This is a genomic window from Okeania sp. SIO2C9 (assembly GCF_010672455.1).
GTDB lineage: Bacteria > Cyanobacteriota > Cyanobacteriia > Cyanobacteriales > Microcoleaceae > Okeania.
This window is the reverse complement of sequence record NZ_JAAHGO010000027.1, coordinates 26903-50490: the sequence shown is the minus strand read 5'-3', so window position 1 is coordinate 50490 and position 23588 is coordinate 26903. Positions and strand designations below refer to the sequence as shown.

24 protein-coding genes and 1 pseudogene are annotated in these 23588 nt (G+C 35.9%); 15 read left to right on the top strand and 10 right to left on the bottom strand.

From position 1 onward, the window contains the following. Window positions 1-244: 244 nt before the first annotated feature. Window positions 245-1612, bottom strand: coding sequence for a hypothetical protein (locus F6K23_RS20920; protein WP_293159395.1), 1368 nt, complete (start codon window positions 1610-1612; stop codon window positions 245-247). 468 nt (window positions 1613-2080) lie between these two features. Between F6K23_RS20920 and F6K23_RS20915 the strand changes: the two genes are divergently transcribed. The 4 genes from F6K23_RS20915 to F6K23_RS20900 all read left to right on the top strand — a co-directional run bounded on the left by F6K23_RS20915 (window position 2081) and on the right by F6K23_RS20900 (window position 6937). After that, a complete protein-coding gene (locus F6K23_RS20915) occupies window positions 2081-3196 on the top strand; it encodes a hypothetical protein (protein ID WP_293159393.1) in 1116 nt (371 codons plus the stop codon). 47 nt (window positions 3197-3243) lie between these two features. Beyond that, window positions 3244-5139 carry an Hsp70 family protein gene (locus F6K23_RS20910; protein WP_293159391.1) on the top strand — a complete coding sequence of 632 codons (1896 nt, stop codon included), beginning with the start codon at window positions 3244-3246 and terminating at the stop codon, window positions 5137-5139. A gap of 189 nt (window positions 5140-5328) precedes the next feature. Then, on the top strand, window positions 5329-6744 hold the full coding sequence (locus F6K23_RS20905; RefSeq protein WP_293159389.1) for a hypothetical protein: 1416 nt from the start codon (window positions 5329-5331) through the stop codon (window positions 6742-6744). Window positions 6745-6760: 16 nt separating this feature from the next. Further along, on the top strand, window positions 6761-6937 hold the full coding sequence (locus F6K23_RS20900; protein WP_293159387.1) for a hypothetical protein: 177 nt from the start codon (window positions 6761-6763) through the stop codon (window positions 6935-6937). On the opposite strand, the gene mnmG is transcribed toward F6K23_RS20900, so the two are convergent. After that, window positions 6934-8838 carry a tRNA uridine-5-carboxymethylaminomethyl(34) synthesis enzyme MnmG gene (mnmG, locus tag F6K23_RS20895; RefSeq protein WP_293159385.1) on the bottom strand — a complete coding sequence of 635 codons (1905 nt, stop codon included), beginning with the start codon at window positions 8836-8838 and terminating at the stop codon, window positions 6934-6936. The genes F6K23_RS20900 and mnmG overlap by 4 nt on opposite strands. 402 nt (window positions 8839-9240) lie before the next feature. Here mnmG and F6K23_RS20890 point away from each other — a divergent pair, with 402 nt between their 5' ends. The 5 genes from F6K23_RS20890 to F6K23_RS20870 all read left to right on the top strand — a co-directional run bounded on the left by F6K23_RS20890 (window position 9241) and on the right by F6K23_RS20870 (window position 11911). Further along, entirely contained in the window at window positions 9241-9450 is a 210-nt protein-coding gene (locus tag F6K23_RS20890) for a hypothetical protein (protein ID WP_293159383.1), read from the top strand. Window positions 9451-9580: 130 nt separating this feature from the next. Further along, window positions 9581-9775 (top strand): DUF6883 domain-containing protein, encoded by a 195-nt coding sequence (locus tag F6K23_RS20885; protein ID WP_293159381.1) that lies wholly within the window; start codon window positions 9581-9583, stop codon window positions 9773-9775. A 140-nt stretch (window positions 9776-9915) separates the two neighbouring features. Continuing rightward, window positions 9916-10167: a DUF4926 domain-containing protein gene (locus F6K23_RS20880; protein WP_293159379.1), complete on the top strand. Its 252-nt coding sequence runs from the start codon at window positions 9916-9918 to the stop codon at window positions 10165-10167. 92 nt (window positions 10168-10259) lie between these two features. Then, on the top strand, window positions 10260-11171 hold the full coding sequence (locus tag F6K23_RS20875; protein ID WP_293159377.1) for a hypothetical protein: 912 nt from the start codon (window positions 10260-10262) through the stop codon (window positions 11169-11171). Further along, window positions 11168-11911 carry an HIRAN domain-containing protein gene (locus tag F6K23_RS20870; RefSeq protein WP_293159375.1) on the top strand — a complete coding sequence of 248 codons (744 nt, stop codon included), beginning with the start codon at window positions 11168-11170 and terminating at the stop codon, window positions 11909-11911. Before F6K23_RS20875 ends, F6K23_RS20870 begins: the two co-directional genes overlap by 4 nt. Window positions 11912-12121: 210 nt before the next feature. On the opposite strand, the gene F6K23_RS20865 is transcribed toward F6K23_RS20870, so the two are convergent. From F6K23_RS20865 to F6K23_RS20835, 7 genes are all read right to left on the bottom strand, one after another. Then, the gene (locus F6K23_RS20865; protein ID WP_293159373.1) at window positions 12122-13657 is read right to left on the bottom strand and encodes a hypothetical protein; all 1536 of its coding nucleotides are present in this window, start codon (window positions 13655-13657) and stop codon (window positions 12122-12124) included. A gap of 87 nt (window positions 13658-13744) precedes the next feature. Further along, window positions 13745-14272 carry a DUF29 family protein gene (locus F6K23_RS20860; protein WP_293159371.1) on the bottom strand — a complete coding sequence of 176 codons (528 nt, stop codon included), beginning with the start codon at window positions 14270-14272 and terminating at the stop codon, window positions 13745-13747. A 36-nt stretch (window positions 14273-14308) separates the two neighbouring features. Then, window positions 14309-14836, bottom strand: coding sequence for a DUF29 family protein (locus F6K23_RS20855; protein ID WP_293159369.1), 528 nt, complete (start codon window positions 14834-14836; stop codon window positions 14309-14311). Between the two features lie 159 nt (window positions 14837-14995). After that, a complete protein-coding gene (locus F6K23_RS20850) occupies window positions 14996-15523 on the bottom strand; it encodes a DUF29 family protein (RefSeq protein ID WP_293159367.1) in 528 nt (175 codons plus the stop codon). Window positions 15524-15559: 36 nt separating this feature from the next. Next, window positions 15560-16087, bottom strand: a complete 528-nt coding sequence (locus tag F6K23_RS20845) for a DUF29 family protein (protein WP_293159365.1) — start codon at window positions 16085-16087, stop codon at window positions 15560-15562. Between the two features lie 176 nt (window positions 16088-16263). Beyond that, a complete protein-coding gene (locus F6K23_RS20840; RefSeq protein ID WP_293159363.1) occupies window positions 16264-16734 on the bottom strand; it encodes a DUF3368 domain-containing protein in 471 nt (156 codons plus the stop codon). After that, window positions 16731-17018, bottom strand: coding sequence for a UPF0175 family protein (locus F6K23_RS20835; protein ID WP_293159361.1), 288 nt, complete (start codon window positions 17016-17018; stop codon window positions 16731-16733). The genes F6K23_RS20840 and F6K23_RS20835 overlap by 4 nt, the downstream gene beginning before the upstream one ends. Before the next feature lie 76 nt (window positions 17019-17094). On the opposite strand from F6K23_RS20835, the gene F6K23_RS20830 reads away from it, so the two are divergent. Then, window positions 17095-17478 (top strand): hypothetical protein, encoded by a 384-nt coding sequence (locus F6K23_RS20830; RefSeq protein ID WP_293159359.1) that lies wholly within the window; start codon window positions 17095-17097, stop codon window positions 17476-17478. Between the two features lie 38 nt (window positions 17479-17516). Here F6K23_RS20830 and F6K23_RS20825 read toward each other — a convergent pair whose 3' ends face one another. After that, on the bottom strand, window positions 17517-17684 hold the full coding sequence (locus F6K23_RS20825; protein WP_293159464.1) for a UPF0175 family protein: 168 nt from the start codon (window positions 17682-17684) through the stop codon (window positions 17517-17519). Between the two features lie 152 nt (window positions 17685-17836). Between F6K23_RS20825 and F6K23_RS20820 the strand changes: the two are divergent. From F6K23_RS20820 to F6K23_RS20800, 5 genes and pseudogenes are all read left to right on the top strand, one after another. Beyond that, window positions 17837-18337 (top strand): annotated as a pseudogene (locus tag F6K23_RS20820) (element excision factor XisH family protein). Next, on the top strand, window positions 18307-18642 hold the full coding sequence (locus F6K23_RS20815; protein WP_293159357.1) for a XisI protein: 336 nt from the start codon (window positions 18307-18309) through the stop codon (window positions 18640-18642). Before F6K23_RS20820 ends, F6K23_RS20815 begins: the two are co-directional and overlap by 31 nt. A 190-nt stretch (window positions 18643-18832) precedes the next feature. Continuing rightward, window positions 18833-22294, top strand: coding sequence for a phospholipid carrier-dependent glycosyltransferase (locus F6K23_RS20810; protein ID WP_293159355.1), 3462 nt, complete (start codon window positions 18833-18835; stop codon window positions 22292-22294). Window positions 22295-22646: 352 nt separating this feature from the next. Then, on the top strand, window positions 22647-22886 hold the full coding sequence (locus tag F6K23_RS20805) for a photosystem II protein, Psb35-related (protein WP_293159353.1): 240 nt from the start codon (window positions 22647-22649) through the stop codon (window positions 22884-22886). A 380-nt stretch (window positions 22887-23266) separates the two neighbouring features. Next, on the top strand, window positions 23267-23506 hold the full coding sequence (locus tag F6K23_RS20800; RefSeq protein ID WP_287519238.1) for a photosystem II protein, Psb35-related: 240 nt from the start codon (window positions 23267-23269) through the stop codon (window positions 23504-23506). Window positions 23507-23588 lie beyond the last annotated feature (82 nt).

The following is a 23588-nucleotide window of genomic DNA, read 5'->3' as shown; positions in this document are numbered from 1 at the left end:
GAAAATTAGACATCTCCACCAAAAGAGGGAGTAGGGAGGTTGCATGCAACGTCCGTACAGAGTAGGGGGAAAGAATTGATAATTTCTGTACGATAGTTGATTTGATTTTTTATTACCACCAGATGTCTATTTAACTTGATAGCTTATATAGCAAAGAATAGGTTGGTTAGGACTTATGCCGATCGCAAACCGTAAGATAGGGAAATATTTTTCCCACAGATAAGCTGTTCCCTGTTCCCTTAAACTAAAACTGTTGCCCTACAAAAACAGAACGAACTTCACCATTACGGCGAATCACAGCTTCTTGGTTTGCCACATTAACAAGAGTCCAACCACTACCACCAATATTCTCGCCTACATATATCCGACGAGCTACACCCTCTACTTCAAATAAAGCCGCCGAACGTTCCCCTAACTCCAAAATACCTACCAAGGTATTAATAGGAATCTGAACTTGACTTTCTGTCACTGTATTCGTTGCAGGTATTTCTGCTGGCGGTGGAGGTAATTGTACTGGTTGTGTTGGCGTTTGTGACTCTTCTGATTTTGCTTCTGTTTCAGATTGAGTTTCTGCTTCTGGTTTAGTTTCAGCTTGGGACTGGGATGATGCTTCCTGTTGGCTTGTTGCTTCTGGTTTTGTTGCTACTTCTTGTGTTGGTTTAGGTTTCTCCTCTACTTTTGCGGTTTCTGCTTTTGCCGTTTCTGGTTTAGGTTTCTCCTCTACTTTTGCCGTTTCTAGTTTTGCAGTTTTTGTTGCTTCCGACCTTTCTGTAACGTTTTCAGCAGCATCTGCGGAGGCAGAAGCATTAGATGCAGATGCTGCTGATGGCTTTGGGGAAGATTCGGCAGGTTTTGGTGCTACTGCTACTGCTGAAGGTACAACAGTTGGCACTGGAGGAATTACCACCACTTTAGTTTCTGGAATAGTTATAGGTTCTTTTGCTACTTGTGCCTCCATGAGATCGACCAGTCGGTTGAGCGGTAATAGTAAGCTAGTGTTTGTCGGTTGGTTTGCAGGTACTGGTACTGTTGGTAAGTTGTTGCTTGCTGGAGCGGGTGGTATACCAGGAATTTGTTGTTGTTGTTTGCGAACTGCTTCTTTTTGTTCAATCATCTGGAGCGATCGCTCTATATATTCAGCAAATTCTTTATCTGCTACTGCTCTTGGACTTAAAGTTTCTGATGATTCACTTGGCTTTTCTACATAACCTAAATAACCCAAAATTTTATTGAGACCTCCTCTATTTACTAACCATAAAGAAAGGGTGACTAATATAGAGGCAAAAGCTGCTCCTAAAAGTAGTTTATCTAATGATTGACTTTGTTTTTTTTCTGCTTCTGCTTTGGCTAATTTTGCCTTTTCTTCTTTGTCTATTTCTTGAGGTTGAGTCTTCTTTTGAGGCAGAACAATTTCAGGAACTTTAATCTGTGTTAAAGAGACAATTTCTGGTCTAGTTGCTTGAGTCGGCAAACGAGTACCACCATCCAATACTCGGTCAATATCACGGAACATATCTTCCATCAAATTGTCGGCAAGATTTTCTACCGAAATAGGCTCTTGAAATCTTGTTTTTTCTGAACTTTCTTTAGTTTTTTGGTAGTTCGTGGTCATACTCTTTTTTTACTCCCTATCCTCAATTATTTTTGATTTAAGAGTTTGTTTAATTTTGATTCGGATATTTTAGTTTACCAAGATTATCTAGTAACTGTGTCTCATAATGAGAATAATTATAGACATTTTAACTATAGTTTATAAGTTGTTCAGCATTTAAGCTATATATCTTAAATTTTGGAAAGGGGAACATGGAATACAGGAGCTGGCAACCGGGAATATAAAATATAAATGAGTTTTAGCTAACTACATAACTCTATTATCATTTTTTTGAGTTTTTGTCAATGATTGTTTAACCTTTTGGCAAAATTTCAGATTTGCTCGTAGCAGTCTTAAGTTGTTTAGAAATTTGGTACAGCAATCTTTGTCAGTTATTTATAATGTTAAATAGTGCAGAATATTCAATATCGCCCTTTGGTGTTGGGATAACCTCAGTCACCCTTAAAAAATTTAATCTCACCTAAGCTTATGAAGAGACTATTAGAATATCTTGATGAAAACAGAAAAAAACAACTCAAAGCTCAATTTAGTCAAAATAATAGCCCAAATTACATAATTGATAAAATCCAAAATGATATTAAGATTCTGAGAAACATTAGGGGAGAATATATTCCAGAATTAACGCGATCGCAAGCTCGTATTGCTTTGAAAGGGTTAGCAGATATAGAGCGATCGTTGAGCTTGATGAAAGCAGCCATACCACCTGATTTTCCCTTAGACTCTGATGTGGAAGACTCCATAAAATTACCATCAAAGAAAAGTTCTAAAGCTATGATAACTATTGCCACTCTCAGTGGTGGTATAGGAGGAATTATTGGCAGTTTTGTTGGGTACTTGGAGATTCAAAAACAGGTTCCAAAGATTTCAGCGGAATTAATTGAAAATATTCGTAAAATTGCCGATAAATCTCCTAATGTTCTTAAAAATGGTATAGAGGAATATCCTGATTTTCAGAAGAAGCTTAGTTACTATCCTGATTTTCAGAAGAATCTTCTTGACTTAAGTGAGTATAAAGAGCAACTTGATAAATTATCAGATATTAATCAAATTAATCCTTTAATGGCTATTGCTATAGGATTTTTGATTGGCTTTTTGATAGCAGGAATAATAGCATTTTTTGTGTATCAACGTGATAGAAAACAGCTACAACCTCAACAGAAGACTAATTTAGCAAAACCCCAACTAAATAAAGTTAAATTTATGGAGGACATCCTTGATTTTTTACATGAAAAATTTGAAGATATTGATAATCAAGTGGCAAAAGAAATTAATGAACTACAGGAAAAACCTAAACCTTCAATTCCCAAGTTAGAAGACCATGAAGACATACTAAACTTTTTTCAAAATTTCTTTGGAGAGGTTTCTGATGAACAGACTCACCTGAGTCAACAACTTCTTAATCTTTTAAAGAACAATGGTATTGATGTAGTATTTTATCAGCCAGGGATAGAGGACACATCTAAATTTGATTTTGTGAAAAATATAGATCCAAAAGTTAGAGAATACATAGCTCTTACCCCAGCTTTGATTAAAGATAATGAAGTAATTAGAACTGGTCGTGTTGTGAAGCCAGTATCTTTTTAATCAAAAATTATCGGCACAAATATTGTAGTTTTATTGAGGTCAAAATTATGAATAGTAATTCTGAAAATTATCAAATTATTGGTTTTGATTTGGGACATAGCAAAACAGCCTTGGCATCTGTTTCAAGTGGGGGAAAAGAATCGCCAGAAATTATTGAAATTCAAAAGAAGAGATTTGTAATGACTGCACTTGCCTACAATCGACGAAATTTGCCTATCATTGGTTATGATGCATATACAAACCTAGAAACGTCTCAAGCAAAAGAATTTGAAATATCTTTTAAGAAATCCCCCTCTGATGAGGATTTTTCACCAAAACTTATAAAGAAGTTCGTCACAGCAGTCTATGACATTGTAAAAAAATCCAAACAACTCGACCCTGTAATTGAAAAACGTTTTTTTATTGGTCATCCATCGGGATGGTTACAAGAAGATGTAGATAGATATAAACAACTGATGTATGATGCTGGCTTGTCTAATATTAAGGTTGTCCCAGAGTCAAGGGCAGCTTTTATACACGCTTATGAAAGCAAGAAAGTGACAATTGAACAAATAAGAAAAGGATTTCTTATAATTGATATTGGTTCATCTACTACAGATATTACATTTGCGAGTGAGAAAAAAGTTGAAGATTTTGGAGAACATCGTTACGCTCTGGGGGCATCACTAATAGACAAAGAAATTTTTAAACATTGTTGTGAAAATCATAAGAACAAAGATAAAATAGATAATCATTTTCAGGTTAATCCAAAAGACATCAAGAAGTTTGAAATTATATGCCGCAAAGTTAAAGAAGAGTATTTTAGTAAGAGTGGACTGTATGACAGTGGATGTTTTCCTTTACAAGAAGATCTTTACTTTTGCCCGAAAGTAAATTCTGAAATTATGGAATCAATTCTAAACACAAAATTACCAGATTTAAAGAATCGGAGTTGGAAAGAAGCCTTCCATGAGCAATTAATAAGAGCAAAACAAAAATTTGAGGCAAAAAAGATATTACCAAGCAAAATACTTGTGACTGGTGGTGGAGCTAGGATGGATTTTATTGAAGAAATATGCCAAAAAGTTTTTCCAGATTCACATTCACTATATCAAATGGATACCGAACCAGAAGTTTGTGTTGCTACAGGATTAGCTCGTTGGGGAAGACTAGATGTTAAAACAGTCGATTTCAAGGAGGAAATAGATAACTTTCTTCAATATAATTTAGAAAATATTGTCGAAAACAATTTTAATAATTTCTTGGATGAATTAGTGGATTTCATGGTAAAGAAGATTCTACCTGAAATTATAAAACCTTCTCTCATAGATTTTCGGAACAGGAAAATAAAAACTAAGGAAGAACTTGAAGATGTAATACAAGCAAGATTGAAAGAATGGTTTTATAGTCGTGATTTATATGAAGAAGTAACCGTTCTATTAGACAAGTATTTGACAGATATTGAGGGTCAACTTACACAAGAGCTAAACGAAATTTGTCAAGCATATCGTCTTCAACCTGGTACCCTTTCTCTTGAAAAAAATCAACAATCTAGAATTTTAGATAAAGATGTACTTGACCAAATAAAAAATTATATTAATCCAGAAGATTCAGTCAAAGTTGCAGAAAACTTTCCGATAGTAGCACTGGTGGTTAGCGGTGCTTTGACTGCTGTTATGGTCATCCTTGAGATTGCATTACCAATATTTTTGGATGTAATTACAGGTGGATTATCTTTTGTATTAAGTGGATTTTTGATTAATTATGTCCTTAATAGGTTTCCCATTTACACCCTTTCAGATGATAAAATTTCATCAATTCTGAAAGAAAAGGAAGAAGAATTAAGGAATAAAATCAAAGATGAGTTTAGTAAACAGCAGGAAAATATTACTTCAGTCACTAGAATAGCGATACGTAAAGCCATAGACGAGAAAGTTGATGATGCTAGAATCCTAGTTGATTAGCTTCAGGACTTACGCAGAATCATCGTATCTAGTAGGGGTGAACGGCCTCCTTACAGATAGTGTATGATTTATATTTTGCGTAAGTTCTGAGCTTTTAAAATCCTATTCAGCTAACCCTTAAACGCTATTAAACTAAATCCAAATTCTTTCAAAACAAACTCAACTATTCAGGCGCAAAAATTTAACAAAATGACAGATCGACTTCAACCCCAGGAACTGCAACAGATAAACCTCGCAATCCAAGTAGCCAATGTCATGTCCCATTCTTTACTCTTGAGTTTAGGAAGGGAATATTTAGGTCAATCCTTTAAAAAGTCAGAATATATTAATTATTTTCCACCAACAGTTGGAGCAGTAGGAAATCCATATTTCTTGCATCTAAAATCGATAGATGATTCAAAAGTTAATTCTCTAGAGGAACAATTAACAGCATTGCAACTCAGCTTTTCTGCTTGTCACAATTTAGGAGGCGATAACCTAGTTTTTATGATTAACAGCGACGGCAGCAATAACCATGTATATTTAGGGACGCGCAGCAGAAATACAGATTTTGTGGATAACCTGCAAGCAATGTTAAAGGGAAATTTGCCAGGTACAGAGCTAGAGCTTTACTTACCTAATGATTCCCAATTTAAAACTCAGATTGAGGAACCCTTAAAGCAGTTTAACTATCCCACAGCTATCACCGGGATTCCTTCCGTTAACCTTGGTTATTCTCAAATCGATCGCTTATTGCGCAGCTTGGAGGGTTCACCATTCAGCTACATGGTGATTGCAGAACCAATGGTGGAAACAGAAGTCAACCAAATTATCTATAACCTGCGTGAATTACTGGGGCAAGTGTCTTCTTTAAGCAAAGTGACACTAGATGAAAACTTTACTAAGACCATATCTGAAGAATTACAGCGTACAGTTACCAATAGTCGAAGCATTAGCAGCAGCACAGGTGGTGGGAAATCCAGTGATATTGCTCAATATATGGGAACACTCATAAAGTTCGCATCTTTAGGTCTAGAAATAGCTTACCCACAACACTTGTTAGCAGTAAAAATAGGAGCGATCGCTGCTGAACATATAATTCCTGACATAGCCAAAAAATGGTCAGAGACATTACCACAATCCTCTACCGCAGAAACAGCTAGTACAAGTGATAGTCAAACAACAGGACTTAGCAAAACTACAGGGCAAACTTTAAAGCGAGAATACATCAATGCTCATGCTCAAGGAGCAGAAATACACATTAAAGAGTATATCAAAAGATTTGAACAGGCCCGATCTCTAGGTTCTTGGAATGTTGGTGTTTATTTTCTAGGTGAAGATGAAAAGATTGCTCAACGAGGTGCAAACTGTTTAAAAGGAATGTTTAGTGGTGAAAAAAGTACCCTTGAACCTCTACGAGTTCACAAGTTATATGAATACCACAAGGATTCATCGAATGGAACTCTATACGACCTGCGTGATTTTCAACAACCAAGTTGGGAACTAATCGATCCCCAAAATCCCCAACAACCTCTTGACCACCCTCTGGGTTCTGCTTTTAATCGTCTCACTACTCCTTTAAATACTAAAGAGTTGAGCGCTTTAACTAATATTGGCTATTCCTAAACCACTGCACATGACTGTGCTTTCAACCTCACAGTGGATTATCTTTCTTTTGGGTAAGGATGAAATGGCGATCGCCTCTTTATTAAGCTGGAATATCAAGAAAGGGTTTGGAGACCAAACCCCTACAAAATTGCAAATTATCGACAGATACCGAAAACTAAGTCAAAGATTACTTTTGAATTTTAACCTCTAACTTTTAACTCCCACAAGTCGATATTGCACTTCCAAATAAACCAACAAAGCATTAATATCCGCCGGATTTACTCCCCCAATCCTAGAAGCCTGCCCAATAGTTAAAGGCTGAACCTTTGACAATTTTTCCCGCGCCTCTAGCGACAAAGTAGAAATAGCAAAATAATCTAAATTAGCTGGTAATTTTCGATTTTCTTGCCGACTAATTTGGTCGATTTGATTTTGTTGTCTTTGCAAATAACCGGAATATTTTATATCTATTTCTGCTCCCTCTTTTTCAACTAATTTCAAATCTAAATTTCCCAAATTATACTTTTCTAAATCCACATAATGGAAACCAGGTCGGCGCAAAAGTTCCGCCAAAGTAATCGAACCTTTAATTTTTGTCTGAGTATCAGCAACTATATTAATAGCTACCTCTTCTAATTCTTTAATTCGAGTTGAATTTAACCGAGCTTTTTCAGCAATAATATTAGCTTGCTTACTCTCAAATAACTCCCACCGACGGTCATCTATTAAACCAATTTCTCGACCCAAAGGAGTTAGTCTTTGGTCAGCATTATCCGACCGTAAAATCAAACGATATTCCGAACGACTGGTTAACATTCGATAGGGTTCTCGCAAATCTTTTGTACATAAATCATCCATCAAAGTACCAATATAACTTTGTTCCCTGGGGAAAATAATCATCTCTTGATTCTTAACAAATTTAACCGCATTTATTCCCGCTACCAAACCTTGAGCTGCCGCCTCCTCATATCCAGTGGTACCATTAATTTGACCAGCACAAAATAGCCCCTCAATTTTCTTAGTCATCAATGTCGGATAACATTGAGTTGCAGGCAAATAATCATATTCCACAGCATAAGCAGGTCGCAACATCACACAATTTTCTAAACCAGGCAAACTGCGCAACATTTGTAATTGCAATTTCTCAGGCAAACCAGTAGAAAACCCCTGAATATAAAGTTCAGGAATATCACGACCTTCCGGTTCAATAAATATTTGATGACTACTTTTATCAGCAAAGCGAACAATTTTATCCTCAATACTCGGACAATAACGGGGACCCTTCGCATCCACCCACCCACCATAAACAGGAGACAAGTGCAAATTATCGCGAATTAGTTTGTGAGTTTCTTCAGTAGTGCGGGTCAGATAACAACACATTTGTTCCCGTTCCACCCACACTTCCGGGTCGAAACTAAACCAACGCACTTTTTCATCCCCTGGTTGCTCTTCCAGGTCAGTGTAGTCAACAGAACGTTTGTCAACTCTGGCGGGAGTTCCAGTTTTCAGTCGCCCGGTTTCAAAGCCAAGTTTATTGAGGGTTTCGGTGAGACCGATGGCAGGAAATTCACCCGCGCGACCTGCTGGCATTGATTTGTTGCCTACCCAAATGACTCCACCAAGGAATGTTCCGGTGGTCAGGATGACAGCTTTACATTTGAAAGCGACACCGAAGTAGGTTTCTACTCCGATAATTTCGTCGTTGTCTCCCAGAACTAAGTCTGTCACCATGCTTTCCCGGACTCGGAGGTTTTCTTGGTTTTCCACAATGTTACGCATAACGGCAGCGTATTCCCGTTTGTCAGTTTGAGCGCGCAACGCCCATACAGCAGGCCCACGAGATGAGTTAAGGATGCGTTTTTGGAGATAAGTGCGATCGCTCATTTTGCCAATTTCTCCACCCAAAGCATCAACCTCGTGGGTAAGTTGAGATTTTGCGGGGCCGCCAACAGCAGGGTTGCATGGTTGCCAAGCTATTTTGTCGAGGTTGAGAGTGAGTAGGAGGGTGCAGCAACCGAGGCGCGCAGTTGCGAGAGCTGCTTCACATCCGGAGTGGCCAGCACCTACTACAATGATGTCGTATTCGTCTTGGAAATCGAAAGTTGTGGTCATGTTATGGTTTTGGTTTAATGTACTTCTTTTTATAATAGCGACAAGTATAGTAATTATAGCAATTCCCAAAAAGCGTGAGGTACAAAATTTTAGGCTTGAGGGAACAGCGAACAGGGAATAAAAAGACAAAAATATAACTGCACCTCATGACCTTGGGAAACGCTATATAATATTTTTTTTCTGAGTCATAAAAAATACAGATTTTTAATGTTTTTTACCGAAAAATTGTGGCTTAAAGCCTCCCATTTTAAGGGGATAATAAGCGGTCGAGGGATGGCGAGGTCTCCTCGCCATATCCAATCGACTCCTGTGAAGAAAAATTTTCATCTCTTTGTCAATCCTCTTATTTTCAAGGAGAGGTAATTATTAATTATTCATTATTCATTATTAATTGTTGAAAATATGTTTGTTTGGCTTAAATATTTTCTCACATCTCAAGCGATCGATAGATTAAAAATATGTGATAATAAAAAAGAAGGAAAAAGTAATTTTACTAGCATGAAAATTCCTAATCAATCTCAAGCAATTATCGAACAATCAAAAATAACTGAATATTTACCGAGAAATTGTGGTCTAAAGCCTCGCATTTTAAGGGGATTTTTTTTTCTTTGAGTCAATCCTCTTTTTTTCAAGGAGAGGTAATTATTAATTATTCATTATTCATTATTCATTATTAATTGTTGAATAAATATCCAACATCCAAAAGGAGGTCATAAAGCACGAATATTGAATGAAATAATAATTGGTAGAAGCGGATATTCGGCAAAATCATCTCAATGCCGAACCAGAAATAGTCAAGGAAACAGCCTATGGAATTAGCTATGAAATTAGTGCAGAAATACTAACTCCAAGCGGTAAACTTCTAAATTTAAAAACTGTTTGGCAAATTGACAAAGGCAAAGAAATACCAAGATTGATTACAGCATATCCCAATTAACTAAATCAATAATATTGGTTTGTAAATTGTTTCCAAAGAGTGAATAAAAAGAGAATAGTTGTGTCTGATAATGATAGGTATAATATAATTGTTTATATATAAAATAAAATGACAGTAAATTTGATACATAAGGAGAAATTATGGATTTTCAACTTTATACAGATGTAATTCTTTTAGAAGATGCACCAGAAGAAAACCTTCAAGCAGGAGATATTGGCACAATAGTTGAACGTCATAACATTCCAGGGTTAGAAACAGGTTACAGTGTCGAATTTTTTGATATGCTCGGAAATACACTAGCAGTTTTGACTTTGCCTGGGAGTTTATTACGAGTACCCACGAATAATGATAGACCTACTGTGCGTTCGGAAACTACTACAGTTAAGTTCTAAACAACATTTTAATAAATTTAAAAAATTAAGGCGATCGCTCTATTAAAACTCAACAGCAGAAGTTAATTTAGATTAAAAATTAATAGCTAATAATGTGCAATTTATTTGAAATTATTGAAGTTTCAGAAGATTCAATCTCAGAACCTGAACAACTTGGAACTAAGAAAAAAAATTGGTATTATCACGATGAACTTAACTATTTATACAAAAAAGCTAGACCTGATACTGGGGAAGCTTGGTCAGAAAAAATAGCATCAGAATTATGTGAGTTACTAGACCTACCTCATGCACATTATGAACTAGCAATTTTTCAAGGTAATTTAGGAATAATTTCTCCTTCTTTCGTACCACAAAATAAGACTCTTATTCTTGGTAACCAAATTTTAGTAAAAATAGACAAAAGTTATCCCAAATTTAGTCCTAATAATTATAGAATTTCTGAACATACTCTTGATATTGTAGTTGAGGCGATCGCCAATAATCCTATGCCTATTAAATTACCTTTAAACTGGAAACCTCCTCAAGGTATTGAAACAGCAATAGAAACTTTTGTTGGTTACTTATTATTAGATGCTTGGATAGGTAACACCGATAGGCATCACGAAAATTGGGGATTTATTATGAATAATTCAGTACATTTAGCACCAACATTTGACCACGCATCTAGTCTAGGTAGAGAATTACTAGATTCCAAAAAGAAGAATATAATCAATAGTAAAGCTGTTAAAAATTATTTAGCAAAATCAAAATCGGCAATGTATGATAAAATAGGAGATAACAAACCTATGTTGACACTAGATGTATTTAAAAATGCAGCACAAATATATCCCAAAGCTGCTCTAATTTGGCTCCAAAATTTAGCCAATATATCAGCAGAAAATACTTTGTCTTTATTTAAACGTATACCTAAAAATTATATTTCTGAAATTTCTATTGAATTTGCTCAAGAAATTCTGACAATTAATCAAAATAGACTTCTACAAATAAGAAAAAATTTGCTATGAAAAAATTATTCCTAGCTTGGCAAGACTCCAATAGTCGTAAGTGGTTTCCCGTAGGTTCTTTAACTTATAAAAACAATTGGTATGAGTTTGTTTATCTTAGAGGTGCAGAAGAAGCAAAAAAAATTGGTTTTTCTGGTGTTTGGTCTTTAAATGACTTTGATAAAGTTTATCGCTCTCAGGAATTATTGCCTGTATTTTCTCATAGAATTATGAAGAAAACCAGACCAGATTATCCAGATTTTATTAGCTGGCAAAATCTCTCAAAAACAGAAGATGACTCTATGGTTTTATTGTCTCGTAGCGGAGGTAAAAAAGTAACAGATAATTATGAAATTTTTCCTTACCCAGAACAAGATAAAAATGGTGCTTATCATCTATATTTCTTTACTCATGGTTTCCGATATATGGCATCTGAAACTATTGACAGAATCAAAAAATTAGAGGTAGGAGAAACTTTGTATTTAATGCACGATGCGCAAAATGATTTTGACTCAAATGCTTTAATGCTACGCACCAAAGATTTTTACCTTTTAGGTTTTTGCCCTCGATATTTATTAAATGATGTTTTTCCCCTACTCAAAAAGTATCCTGATGCAGTTAAAGTAACATTAGAACGGGTAAATCTACCACCAGCGCCATTACAAATGAGATTGCTTTGTCATTTAATAGTCGAACATGATGATTTTCAACCTTTTTCTAGTGAAATGTATGAGTCTTTAGCTGTACCAATTTTGAGTTAAATTTAAGTTGGCTATGTCATGGTCATAATTGGTTATGATTTTTTGAGAGAAGTATATATTAAATGTGTTATGCAAGTTAGCTAAGAAGCTGATAGTAAAGTTAACTGGACTACAAAAGATAAGATGTTGCAGCAGTTGATTAATTATTGGGTTCAGGAAATATTAAGTAACAACAGGATATATTTTCAAGAAATATTTGAAATGTTAGATTTAATCCTCTGAACTTTTCGGAAAATTTCCCTGCTGATAAGCAGTAATTTGCTCGTCACTCAACAGATCCATAAAATCTGCTAACTCGCTATAAGTAATACATCGAACTTCTGGTAAACCACAGACAGACTCAGCAAACCGAAACATTGCTCTCCAGTAAGCACCGTTATTCCAAGCTGAAAAATGATGCCCAATATCTATAGGAGCGCGGTTGCCATTGTAGTTCTTCTGGAAATATTTCATGTAAGTTTTCAGAGTATCCTCCTCATAACGTTTCGCATTACGAGGATTTGGTTTTGCCTTAGAATGCAAATAATAAAAGTTATAATCCATTGACAGTACATTTTTTCCACGAGAGTTAGTCAGACTAGCTAACGGAAAGTTCCAAATACCATTTTCCTTTCGCGGCCAATAGTTAGATAATGCTACTTTGCTAGTGTCATAGCGGAAACCATTTTTGGCTAAAACTTTATACAAACCAGGACTTCGAGCTAATAGTGGTGCGCGAAAACCTTCGATCGCACTGCCATCGAATACTAGAGACCCTGGTAAATTATTAATTTTATGCGCTCCAAAGAAAAATTGCTCAAAATATTTAAACTCTTTGCTCCAGTCTTTCTCACTCCATTTACTACCATCAAAATGACCCACTGCATGAGACCCGATCTCGTGACCTTCTTGATAAGCGAGGTTAACCTGTTCCAGTCTGAGAGCAATATCTTCCGCAGTACCACCCCAACCAATATCCGACCGACCTTTTCCTTTCCCACCGGGAGCATCGTAAAGTTTTCGTTTGTCTTTGCTGAGAAAATATACTGCACTGACAAAATAAGTGAACCGTAGGTTAATGCCTTTTTTCTCCATTTCTTGGGCAAAGTTGCGCGATCTTTTCCAAGCGTCTAGGGAACTGGAACCATCAAATGCTAACATCACAAACTGGGGCGGTTTATCTATTTTGCTCACGATACCTTCATCTTGCATCAATTTGTAGAGAAAACGTGCATTCCAAAGGTTCAACTGACAGCTATTTCCACCGTTAGCTTTGACACAAGCAGTGATTAATTCTTGAGGAAAAGGACCCATGACTTGGTTATTTTCGACGCAATAACCGATAATTTTGTTGAGAGTAGCTCCCTCCGGACATCTTGTGTTTCCATAAGCTTGGAGAAATAATTTTTCTGACCATTGGTTACTATTGCAACTGCCTCCACCTCCCCATTCTTGGCATTTTTTTATCATTGTTGGAGTGAATGGTCCAAGAGCGTATTCACCGTTAGTATAGAAGTATCCACCTTTGTCGTTAATGGGCTTTTTTTCAAATTTTAATGTCTCTAATTTAGAACTTTTATTGTTAGTGAGTGTAGGGTTTTCGGAAATATTTGATGTGTTGCTACAGGCAGATATTAAGATTAAAATACTGTAGATAAAAAGGCTATGATATGATTTTAGTTTTTTTAGCACTTTGATATTTTTCACTCCTCTAATTATTAACTCATCATCAGGACAGACACTATATCGAGTGAGGGCGAATGCCATTCGCCCCTACAGATGGTGTATAACTTGATATTTTGCGTAAGTCCCGATCGTATTATAATGGAAGCGATCGCTTTTTTAATAGATCTCCTACTTATTCTTCCTACCAAATTTCCAATCTTCTCCACCGGGTAACAATGCAAAATTATCGTTAATAACTACTGACAAATCTTTAGCAGAATAACTGTAAGTTAAGGCTAAAAAACTCTTAGCAGTTGTGATTATAGAATTTTTATCCACCATTTCCTTCAGTTGAAACGGAGTGTAAGCGCCATTTTCAACCTCCGCACTTGCATCGTCAATAGCAAACTCAATCGCCTCTTCTAATATCTCATCCCATTCTTCTTCTTTAATGTAATAATAAGTTTTATTTTCCTTTAAATTTAAGCTTTTAATTTTTCTAATTGAAGCCCGAATTGATGCTGCCCAGGAATTAGTTAATCGCCCTTCTACCTGATTTTTTATTAAGTGAATTAACACCACAGTCAAATAAGAATCTATCTTGAAAAGCGTGTCTTTTTTACTCATGGCATCCAGTTCGTCAATAATTGCTAAGGCATCGCGATCTCTACCTTCCATAATGCAAGTCCTTAAGTCGATTAATTCTTGAGTTGTCATTAGTTATTTTCCTCCTAAAATTAACAATTAAAAATGCTATTTATTTCTTCTACCAAACTTCCAATCTTCTCCACCGGGTAATAATGCTAAATTATCGTCAATAACAGCTAACAAATCATTAGAAGAATAACTATAAGTTAAGGCTAAAAAACTCTTAGCAGTTGTGAACACAGAAGTTTTATCCACCATTTCCTTCAATTGAAAGGAACTATAAGCGCCATTTTTAACCTCTGTACTTGCATCACGAATAGCAAACTCAATCGCCTCTTCTAATATCTCATCCCATTCTTCTTCTTTAATGTAATAAGAAATTTTATTTTCCTTTAAATTTAAGCCTTTAATTTTTCTAATTGAAGCCCGAATTGATGCTGCCCAGGAATTAGTTAATCGCCCTTCCACCTGATTTTTTATTAAGTGAATTAACACCACAGTTAAATAAGAATCTATCTTGAAAAGCGTATCTTTTTTACTCATGGCATCCAGTTCGTCAATAATTGCTAAGGCATCGCGATTTCTACCTTCCATAATACAAGTCCTTAAGTCGATTAATTCTTGAGTTGTCATTAGTTTTTTCCCTCCTGAAATCAACAATTAACTAGCTATCAGCTTTTAGCAGCTCTGAGTTAAAATCCCAGGCTTTTATAGATTGGAACTTTCTCCTCAATTTCCCAAAAAATTATGCTGATTGCTGATTGCTGACTGCTGATTGCTTAGTTAACAATGCTATTTATTTCTCCTACCAAACTTCCAATCTTCCCCACCGGGTAATAATGCCAAATTATCGTCAATAATTGCGGCTATAATCTCCGGTTGATGTGCGTAAATTAAGGACAATAAACTCAAAGCATTTTCGGTAACTTGAGTTGTTTCCACCATTTCTTTGAGTTGAAACGGACTGCAATTGCCATCTAATGCTTCTACGCTTGCATCTCGAATAGCTGCTTCTATAACTTGCGCGATCGCCTTTCCCCATTCATCTTCTTTGATGTAATAAGAAATTTTATTTTCCTTTAAATTTAAGCTTTTAATTTTTCTAATCGAAGTCCGAATTGATGCAGCCCAGGAATTAGTTAATCGTTTTTCCACCTGATTTTTTATTAAGTTAATTAACACCACAGTTAAATAAGAATCTATCTTGAAAAGGGTGTCTTTTTTACTCATGGCATCCAGTTCGTCAATAATTGCTAAAGCATCGTGATTTATACCTTCCATAATGCAAGTCCTTAAGTCGATTAATTCTTGAGTTGTCATTAGTTATTTTTCTCCTGAAATTAACAATTAAAAATACTACTTATTTCTCCTGCCAAATTTCCAATCTTCCCCACCGGGTAATAAAGTCAAATTATCGTCAATAACAGCTAACAAATCTTTAGCAGAATCAGCGTAAGTTAAAGCTAAAAAATTCTTAGCAGTTGCGATTACAGAATTTTTATCTACCATTTCCTCCAGTTTAAATGGACTGTAAGCGCCATTTTTAACCTCCACGCTGGCATCGCCAATAGCAAACTCTATCGCCACTTCTAGCATCTCATCCAATTCATTTTCTTTGATGAAATAAGAGGTATTATTTGGCTGCAAATTTAAGTCTTGAATTTCAAGAGTTGCGTTGTGGATGAATACTGCCCAGGAATTAGTTAAACGTCTTTCCACCTGATTTTTAATTAAGTGAGTTAACATCACAATTAAATAGGATTTGATTTTTCTGATGATGTCTTTTTTACTCATGGCATCCAATTCGTCAATAATTACCAAAGCATCCCCGGTTCGCCCTTGGAGAATGCAAGTTCTTAAATCAATTAATTCTTGAGTTGTCATCAGTTATTTTCCTATAAATTAATCGTATGGTATATTGTATTCAATCCCGTTTTTCTACAAATACAACCCTGTTTTTTCCAGACTTAACTTAAACTTCATTTCCTATCATACCTTGACCTCCGATCAAAACAAGAGATCTGGCCAGGTATCAAATCATAATTAGTCCGGACATGATATTAATACTGACTTAAAAGAGATTTAATTAACTTTGACGAAGCACGAAAAGTAGTTTTTTCCAAAGCAGCAATAGCTTGGGAAAAATCTACTAGATTTTGTTGAGCAGCTCGATCCAGAATACCAAGTAATCCAGTTACTTTCAGTCCTTTCTTGCGGGCAACTTTTCTGCCTAAAGCTTCATCAATAATAATCAAATTTGCTTCTTGCTGAATGGCTAAAATCATAGCTGCTTTTTGCCCGGCATTTAAGACCTCTAAATCCTTGTCTACAGGAACGGTAACTTCTTTAATTATTAACCATTTTGGGGGAGTTTTAATCCAATTTTTGACCACAATAGGCGATCGCTCATCGGATAATTCTTGTTGCACTATTCGAGGAATTAAAACTTGACCGTACAGTTGAGGCAGCAGTTGAATTTGCTTAATTAGAAGTAAATAACAAATCGGCGAAGTATCCGAAACAACTATCATAACCTCTTTAATTTTCCCTCTTTTTCTAGTTGTTCGTGGGTTTGGCGATCGGCGATGAAATCTTCTTCGTCATAGTCTAAGTCAACTCCTTTAGACTTAAGAAATTTATCTGCTTCTAAAGGGGTTGAAAAACCCAATAATTCTCGCAATTTACCGCTACTAATAGAACCTTCGCGATAAGCTTCTACCACAATTATTTCTATTAGCTTACTTTCTAAATTTCCCCATTTTTCCTTTAGGAAAGAGGCAAGCTCATCTGGTAAGACAATCTGAATTTGCTGCATGAGTATTTCTTCTAGTTATTAACTTATCATATCATAAAGGTGTAGTAAAATTCAGTAAGTAAATTAGAATAACTCTATGATGAAACTTACACTAGAACAGATTGAAAACTTACGTTCCGAACTGGCAAATAATGCAGAAGCTCTAGAAGCTCTTGAAGTAATTGAAGAGTGGGATGGGGATCTCGCTGATGCTGCTGAATCTATAGCTACCCGCAATGAAATTGAAGGAGTGGAAGATAATGCTGATTTGCGTTGGTTTACAGAGAAGCTTAGGCAATGTCATGGTTTTATTTATCAGCCAAAGTATGAAAATTTGAGAGAAAAACACTTGCCTGCACTTTTACCACCTATAGCTGAGTTATTTGCAGGATTACTGGGATGCCTACCTGGAGTAGCGCAAGAACCAGCAATTTTGACTAAAAAGAGTAAGGTTGGCGATCGCTCTCCCGCAGGAAAGTAGTAGTAAATAAAAAATCGGCGAAGTATCCGAAACAACTATCATAACCTCTTTAACTTTCCCTCTTTTTCTAGTTGTTCGTGGGTTTGGCGATCGCTCATAAAATCCTCTTTATCGTAATCTAAATCTACTCCTTTAGACTTAAGAAATTTATCTGCCTCTAAAGGAGTTGAAAAACCTAATAATTCTCGCAATTTACCGCTACTAATAGAACCTTAACGATAAGCTTATATCACAATTATTTCTATTAGCTTACGTTCTAAATTTCCCCATTTTTTCCTTTAGGAAAGAGGCAAGTTTACCTGGTAAGACAATTCAATAAACCCGGTTTCTATATAAAAACTACCCTCAGTATTTCTTTATGCCAGCTAGAGATGCTTACCATAACAACTTAATTAATGCTTTAATCAAAGATAATTGGAGCATAACTGATGACCCTTACGTTATCAAGTGGGGTTCCATTTCAGTTATCAGTTATCAGTTATCAGTTATCAGTATCTTTGGCACTCAGCATCGGGATTGAAAGACTAAAGCTGATTTTTTTCATTCCCTTGAAAGGAGAAACTTTAGACCTTGTTTTTTAGGAAAAATAGCAGTAGAATTGAAAAGTTTTGCAAGTCCTTCCCCAATGAACGATCTAGAAAATGCGGTTGGTCAGTATATCGTTTACCATGATGTACTCAAAAAAACAAATCCAGAAAGAATCCTCTATTTAGCAGTAGATGTAAAACCTTATAATGGCATATTCAGCGAACCCATTGGTGAATTAATGCTAGAAAACCAACGCTTAAATTTATTAGTTTTCCACAAATCAGAGGAGATAATTATTAAATGGATACCATCAGTAAATATCAACAAATAATCGAGAAAATAATCAGCGAATACGCTAAGTTGCGATATTCTGATAGCGAAGTAGAAAGAAAAACGGTTTTTGACCGAGAACAAAACCATTATCTATTAATGATTGTGGGAGTAGAAGGTCATAAAATGGTTCATGGTTGCATACTTCATCTAGAAATTATAGATGATAAAATTTGGATTCATCGGGATGGAATGGAAGATGGTATAGCAGGAGAATTGTTAGCAGAAGGAGTTCCTAAAGACAAAATTGTTTTAGGATTTTATCACCCAGAAACACGCAAGATCGGCGATTTTGCAGTTTGTTAATTTGAGGATCGTTTTCGCTGGTGCAAATTCCGGTAGTAGACTGATACAACTAATGGGTGTACATTAGGGCGGGTTTATATAAATCTTAGAGTAAGCATTAAAATTCTAGCTAAAACCCGCCCCTACTATTACACCGTTTTAGATGTGTCAGTCCATTACAATTTTTGCTGATAACTGATAACTGACATTTATGATTGCCCAAGAAAAAAAACAACACAAAACTAATCATATCCTTACCTTAACTATCTTATGGTTATTCGCAGCGGTGAGCGATCGCCTCTGGTTTGCTTTTGATAAGTCTGTTCCTGCTTGGGATCAAGCTGACTATCTCACGGGTTCCCTGACTTACTGGCGTGCTTTTCAAAATGTGCATCTGTTTTCTGGGGAATGGTGGCAGCATTTTTGGGAGCTTTCGCCGAAGGTTCCGCCGTTGACTTATATTCTTACTGTTCCATTTCAAGTTATTTTTGGTAGGGGTGCTGACCAAGCAACTTTAGTACATCTATTTTTTAGTGCTATTTTACTTAGTTCAGTTTATTGTTTGGGTAAAAAATTATTTAATCAAAAAGTTGGTTTTTGGGCAGCAGTTTTATGTATATTATTTCCAGGTTTATATAGATATCGTTTACAGTATTTACTCGACTATCCTCTCACGGCAATGGTGACTTTAAGTTTCTGTTGTTTAACGTTTTGGTATTTTTCAATAGGCAACAGGCAACAGGCAACAGGCAACAGGGAAAGTAAAACGGGAAAAATTGACAAAGAAAATTTTAATTTTAATAGGCAACAGGCAACAGGCAATAGGGAAAATAAAACGGGAAAAATTGACCAAGAAAATTTTAATTTTAATTCTGAAAAAACGTCTATTTTCGATAAATTGCTGTCAAAAATATCTGCTATAGGGAATAGGCAACAGGCAACAGGGAACAGGGAACAGGGAATGGGGAAAGTTGACAAAACAAAGTTTAATGTTAATTCTGAAAAAACGTCTATTTTCGATAAATTACTGTCAAAAATATCTCCTATAGAGAACAGGGAAAATAAAGCGGGAAAAATTGACCAAGAAAATTTTAATTTTAATTCTGAAAAAACCTCTATTTTCGATAAATTACTGTCAAAAATATCTCCTATAGGGAACAGGGAAAATAAAGCGGGAAAAATTGACCAAGAAAATTTTAATTTTAATTCTGAAAAAACCTCTATTTTCGATAAATTACTGTCAAAAATATCTCCTATAGGGAACAGGGAACAGGGAACAGGGAACAGGGAAAATAAAACGGGAAAAATTGACCAAGAAAATTTTAATTTTAATTCTGAAAAAACCTCTATCTTCGATAAATTACTGTCAAGAATATCTACTCTAGCAAATACAGCGTATTTCATATTAGTGAGGTACACCAGTCGCGGGCAAGATGCCCGCACTACAAAAACTTTACGATTTATATTTGTACCTCATATACCTGCAATTTGCTGTAATTTACTTATATCTTTAAATCTAAAAGATTGGCTTTGGGCGATTGCTTTTGGTTTGGCTTTTGGTGCTGCAATTTTAGTTAAACAAACTACCATATTTTTTCTATTCATTCCGTTACTTTCGATAGGAGTAAATATTCTCAGAAAACGGCAGTGGCAAAAGTTAATTCAACTAATTTTTTCTCTGTGTTTATCTGTAGCAACTTTTTACCCTTGGGCGAGAAAAAATTGGCTATTAATGTTAACTGCTGGTAAACGGGCAACTGTAGATTCTGCTATTGCTGAAGGCGACCCCAATTTATTGAGTTTGGATGCTTGGCTTTATTATTGGAAACTGCTGCCTTATCATATTTCTTTACCCCTATTAATTATTCCCATTGGCGGATTATTTTTTTACCTAATTCGGTCGTTCAAAAAACAGGATAAATTATCATCAAATTACCTCCGCTCTTGCCGATGGTTAGCTATATTTTTAATTGGCGGTTATCTCATTTGCTCTCTCAATATCAACAAAGATTTTCGCTACACTTTGCCATTATTGCCAGTTTTATCAATTTTATTAGCCTTTGGTTTAATGCAATTTCCGATAAAAGTAGGAAAACAAATTCGCTGGTTTACTATTGGTTTAGCCATTATTTTAATGCTGTTAAATATCTGGCCTGTAGGTGGAATTTTCTTCAGAAAAATTTCTGCCTGGTTGAGTCCTGGCGGTGTTTATTATGCTCATTTAGGTAAAGAATGGCCTCACCAAAAAGTAATTGCTGAAATTATCAAAACTGACCCCTATTTACGGTCAACTTTAGGAGTTTTACCTTCCACTCCAGAAATTAATCAACATAACTTAAATTATTACGGTGCTTTGCAAAATTTACAGGTTTACGGTAGACAAGTAGGAACTAATTTAAAACAAGTACCTCAAGATGTGCGATCGCTCTCTTGGTTTGTCACGAAAACTAATGACCAAGGTTCGGTAAAAAGAATTAAAAAAGCTCAATCTGCTATTGTTAATATCATCGAACAAAACCCTAATTTTCAATTACAAAAAACTTGGCAGTTGCCAGATAATAGCAACTTAAATCTTTATCATAATCAGTTTTTACCTGTAGAGGTTCATCCTCTGAATAAACCACAAGAAAAAGTCAAATTAGACTATGTTATTTTATCGCCAAAAATTAGACCGGGAGTACCAATACCTATTACCTATAAATGGTCTGGTTCTTGGCAAGAATTACAGTCCGGTTTAGTGTTGTTAACTTATCGCCGAGAAAATATAGCAATTCCCACAGTTACGAAGTACATTTATAATCCCCCTAAATCCCCCTTAGAAAGGGGGACTTTGAACGTTCCACCCTTACAAAGGGGGGCAAAGGGGGGATATAAAACTGTACTTCATAGATTAAAGAACTGCTGTATTAATCAACCACAATTTCAGCAATTAGTTTCTGACAATATCTCAGAAAAATCTATTACAAGTTTCATTCACGATCGCGCTATTGGAATGGGGAGTTTATACCCTGGTCTGTCTCCAACAAAAAAGTCTGAAGTCGGGTTTGAAATTATTGAAAGAATAGGAATGTTACCTCCTGCCAATATTTCATCGGGAAATTACATATTAGAAGCAACTTACCTTAACCGGAAAACTGGAGAAACTTATCCTATTCCCATACAACCCCCCGTGCGTGTCGAAGTAGACCCCCAGGCGGAAATATTACCAGCACCAGAATTAGATTTGGTGACACAGTTGCGGATGTGGGGGCAAAAGTTGCCTCTGGGGATAAAAGGTTTAGAAACCGTATTTGAGGAAGTGGGGCGAGTTAACCAGTACGATCCAGTCCAAGATTATACCAAACAAGCAGAAAAAACTTTGGCATATCGTTTGCAGCAAGACCCCAATAATTTAGAGTGGCTTTATGGGTTGAGTTTGGCCAGAGTTTTACAACAGGATGCGGATGGAGCGATCGCTGCTTTGACTAGGGTGACAGAATTAGATTCCCAAAACCCCTTTGCCTATGCTTATTTGGCTTTTGTTTATCTATATAACTTAAATCCAGGGGCGGCAGAAATAGCTTTGAAGTCTGCTTTGGAGCTGGACCCCACTCAGCCAGAAATTAGAGCTTTAAATGGAGTTGCTGCTTTGATGCAAGGAAATTTAATCAAGGCGTGGCGTTATCTTAAATAGGGAGTAGGGTAGTGGGGGAGTAGGGGAGTGGGGGAGTGGGGGAAATATTTGGCAATGGCACTCAGATAGAACATTTTTTTATACCGAATTAAACGGACTTGATGTTATCTCAAATATCCAGGTAGAGAGTTGGGAAAAGTGGGAAAAACATTTCTCTATCTAAGCTTTAGCGTCAGTACTAAGTACTAAGTACCTCATTCTTGACAATAAGTCAAGACTCAAGAAGTGTGGATTTCTATATTTTTTTACCCACAATACCGTAATTTATCCCAGCTTGACACTTACCGCAATAAATTGTTACATTTGTTTACATAAAAGTAAATAAATGTAAAGAAAAAAAAGGAAAAAAATTATGGTTATTTTAATCTCACTATTCGTTATCGGTTGGGTAGCTGCAGCAGTAATTGGAAGCCAAGCTTATTTATTGGGCGAACAAACTAAGCCTATCCACGAGCGCAACTGGAATTCTAAGTCTTTTGAAAATTTGTCTGAATCTTTAACTGGCAATAGATTGGACTACAATCAGCGAATTCCGGCCTATAGTATGGACGCCTATGCTAGCCAGCGCCTTGCTGATGGTTCAAATGTATAGGCAAAGATTTTTGATTTGATTTTTCCCTAACTCCTCTCTCTTCTCTGAAACTTAATTGAAGTATTTTCATCCCAAGTAGATATTCTGCTGGGGTGATTTTTTTTTGATCCAGGGACTGTTTTTAACGAAGTCAGAAGTCAGAAGTTATTTTTGTAACGGGGATGCGTGAGCAACTCTCCAAAAATATTTCGCCTTAAAAGGTGGGGTGGCGCGACCCAACGATTTTGATTTATCAAAATGTCAATACTTAATAGATACGGATTTCCACATCTTTTTATCTGGTTTGCCGTAAATTATCCTAACTTGACACTTACCGCAATAAATTGTTACATTTGTTTACATAAAGGTAAATAAATATAAAGAAAAAAAAGAAAAAAATTATGGTTATTTTAATCTCACTATTCGTTATCGGTTGGGTAGCTGCAGCAGTAATTGGAAGCCAAGCTTATTTATTGGGCGAACAAACTAAGCCTATCCACGAGCGCAACTGGAATTCTAAGTCTTTTGAAAATTTGTCTGAATCTTTAACTGGCAATAGATTGGACTACAATCAGCGAATTCCGGCCTATAGTATGGACGCCTATGCTAGCCAGAACCTTGCTGATGGTTCAAATGTATAGGTATAGCAGAAGGAAGAAGGAAGAAGGAAGAAGGAAGAAGGAAAAATATTGCTTTGTCTAATTTTTAAGCTTTTGATCTGTC

Coding starts and splice junctions, on each gene's coding strand:
- F6K23_RS20920 (WP_293159395.1), bottom strand. CDS start 1,612: ATGACCACGAACTACCAAAAAACTAAAGAAAGTTCAGAAAAAACAAGA.
- F6K23_RS20915 (WP_293159393.1), top strand. CDS start 2,081: ATGAAGAGACTATTAGAATATCTTGATGAAAACAGAAAAAAACAACTC.
- F6K23_RS20910 (WP_293159391.1), top strand. CDS start 3,244: ATGAATAGTAATTCTGAAAATTATCAAATTATTGGTTTTGATTTGGGA.
- F6K23_RS20905 (WP_293159389.1), top strand. CDS start 5,329: ATGACAGATCGACTTCAACCCCAGGAACTGCAACAGATAAACCTCGCA.
- mnmG (WP_293159385.1), bottom strand. CDS start 8,838: ATGACCACAACTTTCGATTTCCAAGACGAATACGACATCATTGTAGTA.
- F6K23_RS20890 (WP_293159383.1), top strand. CDS start 9,241: ATGTTTGTTTGGCTTAAATATTTTCTCACATCTCAAGCGATCGATAGA.
- F6K23_RS20880 (WP_293159379.1), top strand. CDS start 9,916: ATGGATTTTCAACTTTATACAGATGTAATTCTTTTAGAAGATGCACCA.
- F6K23_RS20875 (WP_293159377.1), top strand. CDS start 10,260: ATGTGCAATTTATTTGAAATTATTGAAGTTTCAGAAGATTCAATCTCA.
- F6K23_RS20870 (WP_293159375.1), top strand. CDS start 11,168: ATGAAAAAATTATTCCTAGCTTGGCAAGACTCCAATAGTCGTAAGTGG.
- F6K23_RS20865 (WP_293159373.1), bottom strand. CDS start 13,657: ATGGCATTCGCCCTCACTCGATATAGTGTCTGTCCTGATGATGAGTTA.
- F6K23_RS20860 (WP_293159371.1), bottom strand. CDS start 14,272: ATGACAACTCAAGAATTAATCGACTTAAGGACTTGCATTATGGAAGGT.
- F6K23_RS20855 (WP_293159369.1), bottom strand. CDS start 14,836: ATGACAACTCAAGAATTAATCGACTTAAGGACTTGTATTATGGAAGGT.
- F6K23_RS20850 (WP_293159367.1), bottom strand. CDS start 15,523: ATGACAACTCAAGAATTAATCGACTTAAGGACTTGCATTATGGAAGGT.
- F6K23_RS20845 (WP_293159365.1), bottom strand. CDS start 16,087: ATGACAACTCAAGAATTAATTGATTTAAGAACTTGCATTCTCCAAGGG.
- F6K23_RS20840 (WP_293159363.1), bottom strand. CDS start 16,734: ATGATAGTTGTTTCGGATACTTCGCCGATTTGTTATTTACTTCTAATT.
- F6K23_RS20835 (WP_293159361.1), bottom strand. CDS start 17,018: ATGCAGCAAATTCAGATTGTCTTACCAGATGAGCTTGCCTCTTTCCTA.
- F6K23_RS20830 (WP_293159359.1), top strand. CDS start 17,095: ATGATGAAACTTACACTAGAACAGATTGAAAACTTACGTTCCGAACTG.
- F6K23_RS20815 (WP_293159357.1), top strand. CDS start 18,307: ATGGATACCATCAGTAAATATCAACAAATAATCGAGAAAATAATCAGC.
- F6K23_RS20810 (WP_293159355.1), top strand. CDS start 18,833: ATGATTGCCCAAGAAAAAAAACAACACAAAACTAATCATATCCTTACC.
- F6K23_RS20805 (WP_293159353.1), top strand. CDS start 22,647: ATGGTTATTTTAATCTCACTATTCGTTATCGGTTGGGTAGCTGCAGCA.
- F6K23_RS20800 (WP_287519238.1), top strand. CDS start 23,267: ATGGTTATTTTAATCTCACTATTCGTTATCGGTTGGGTAGCTGCAGCA.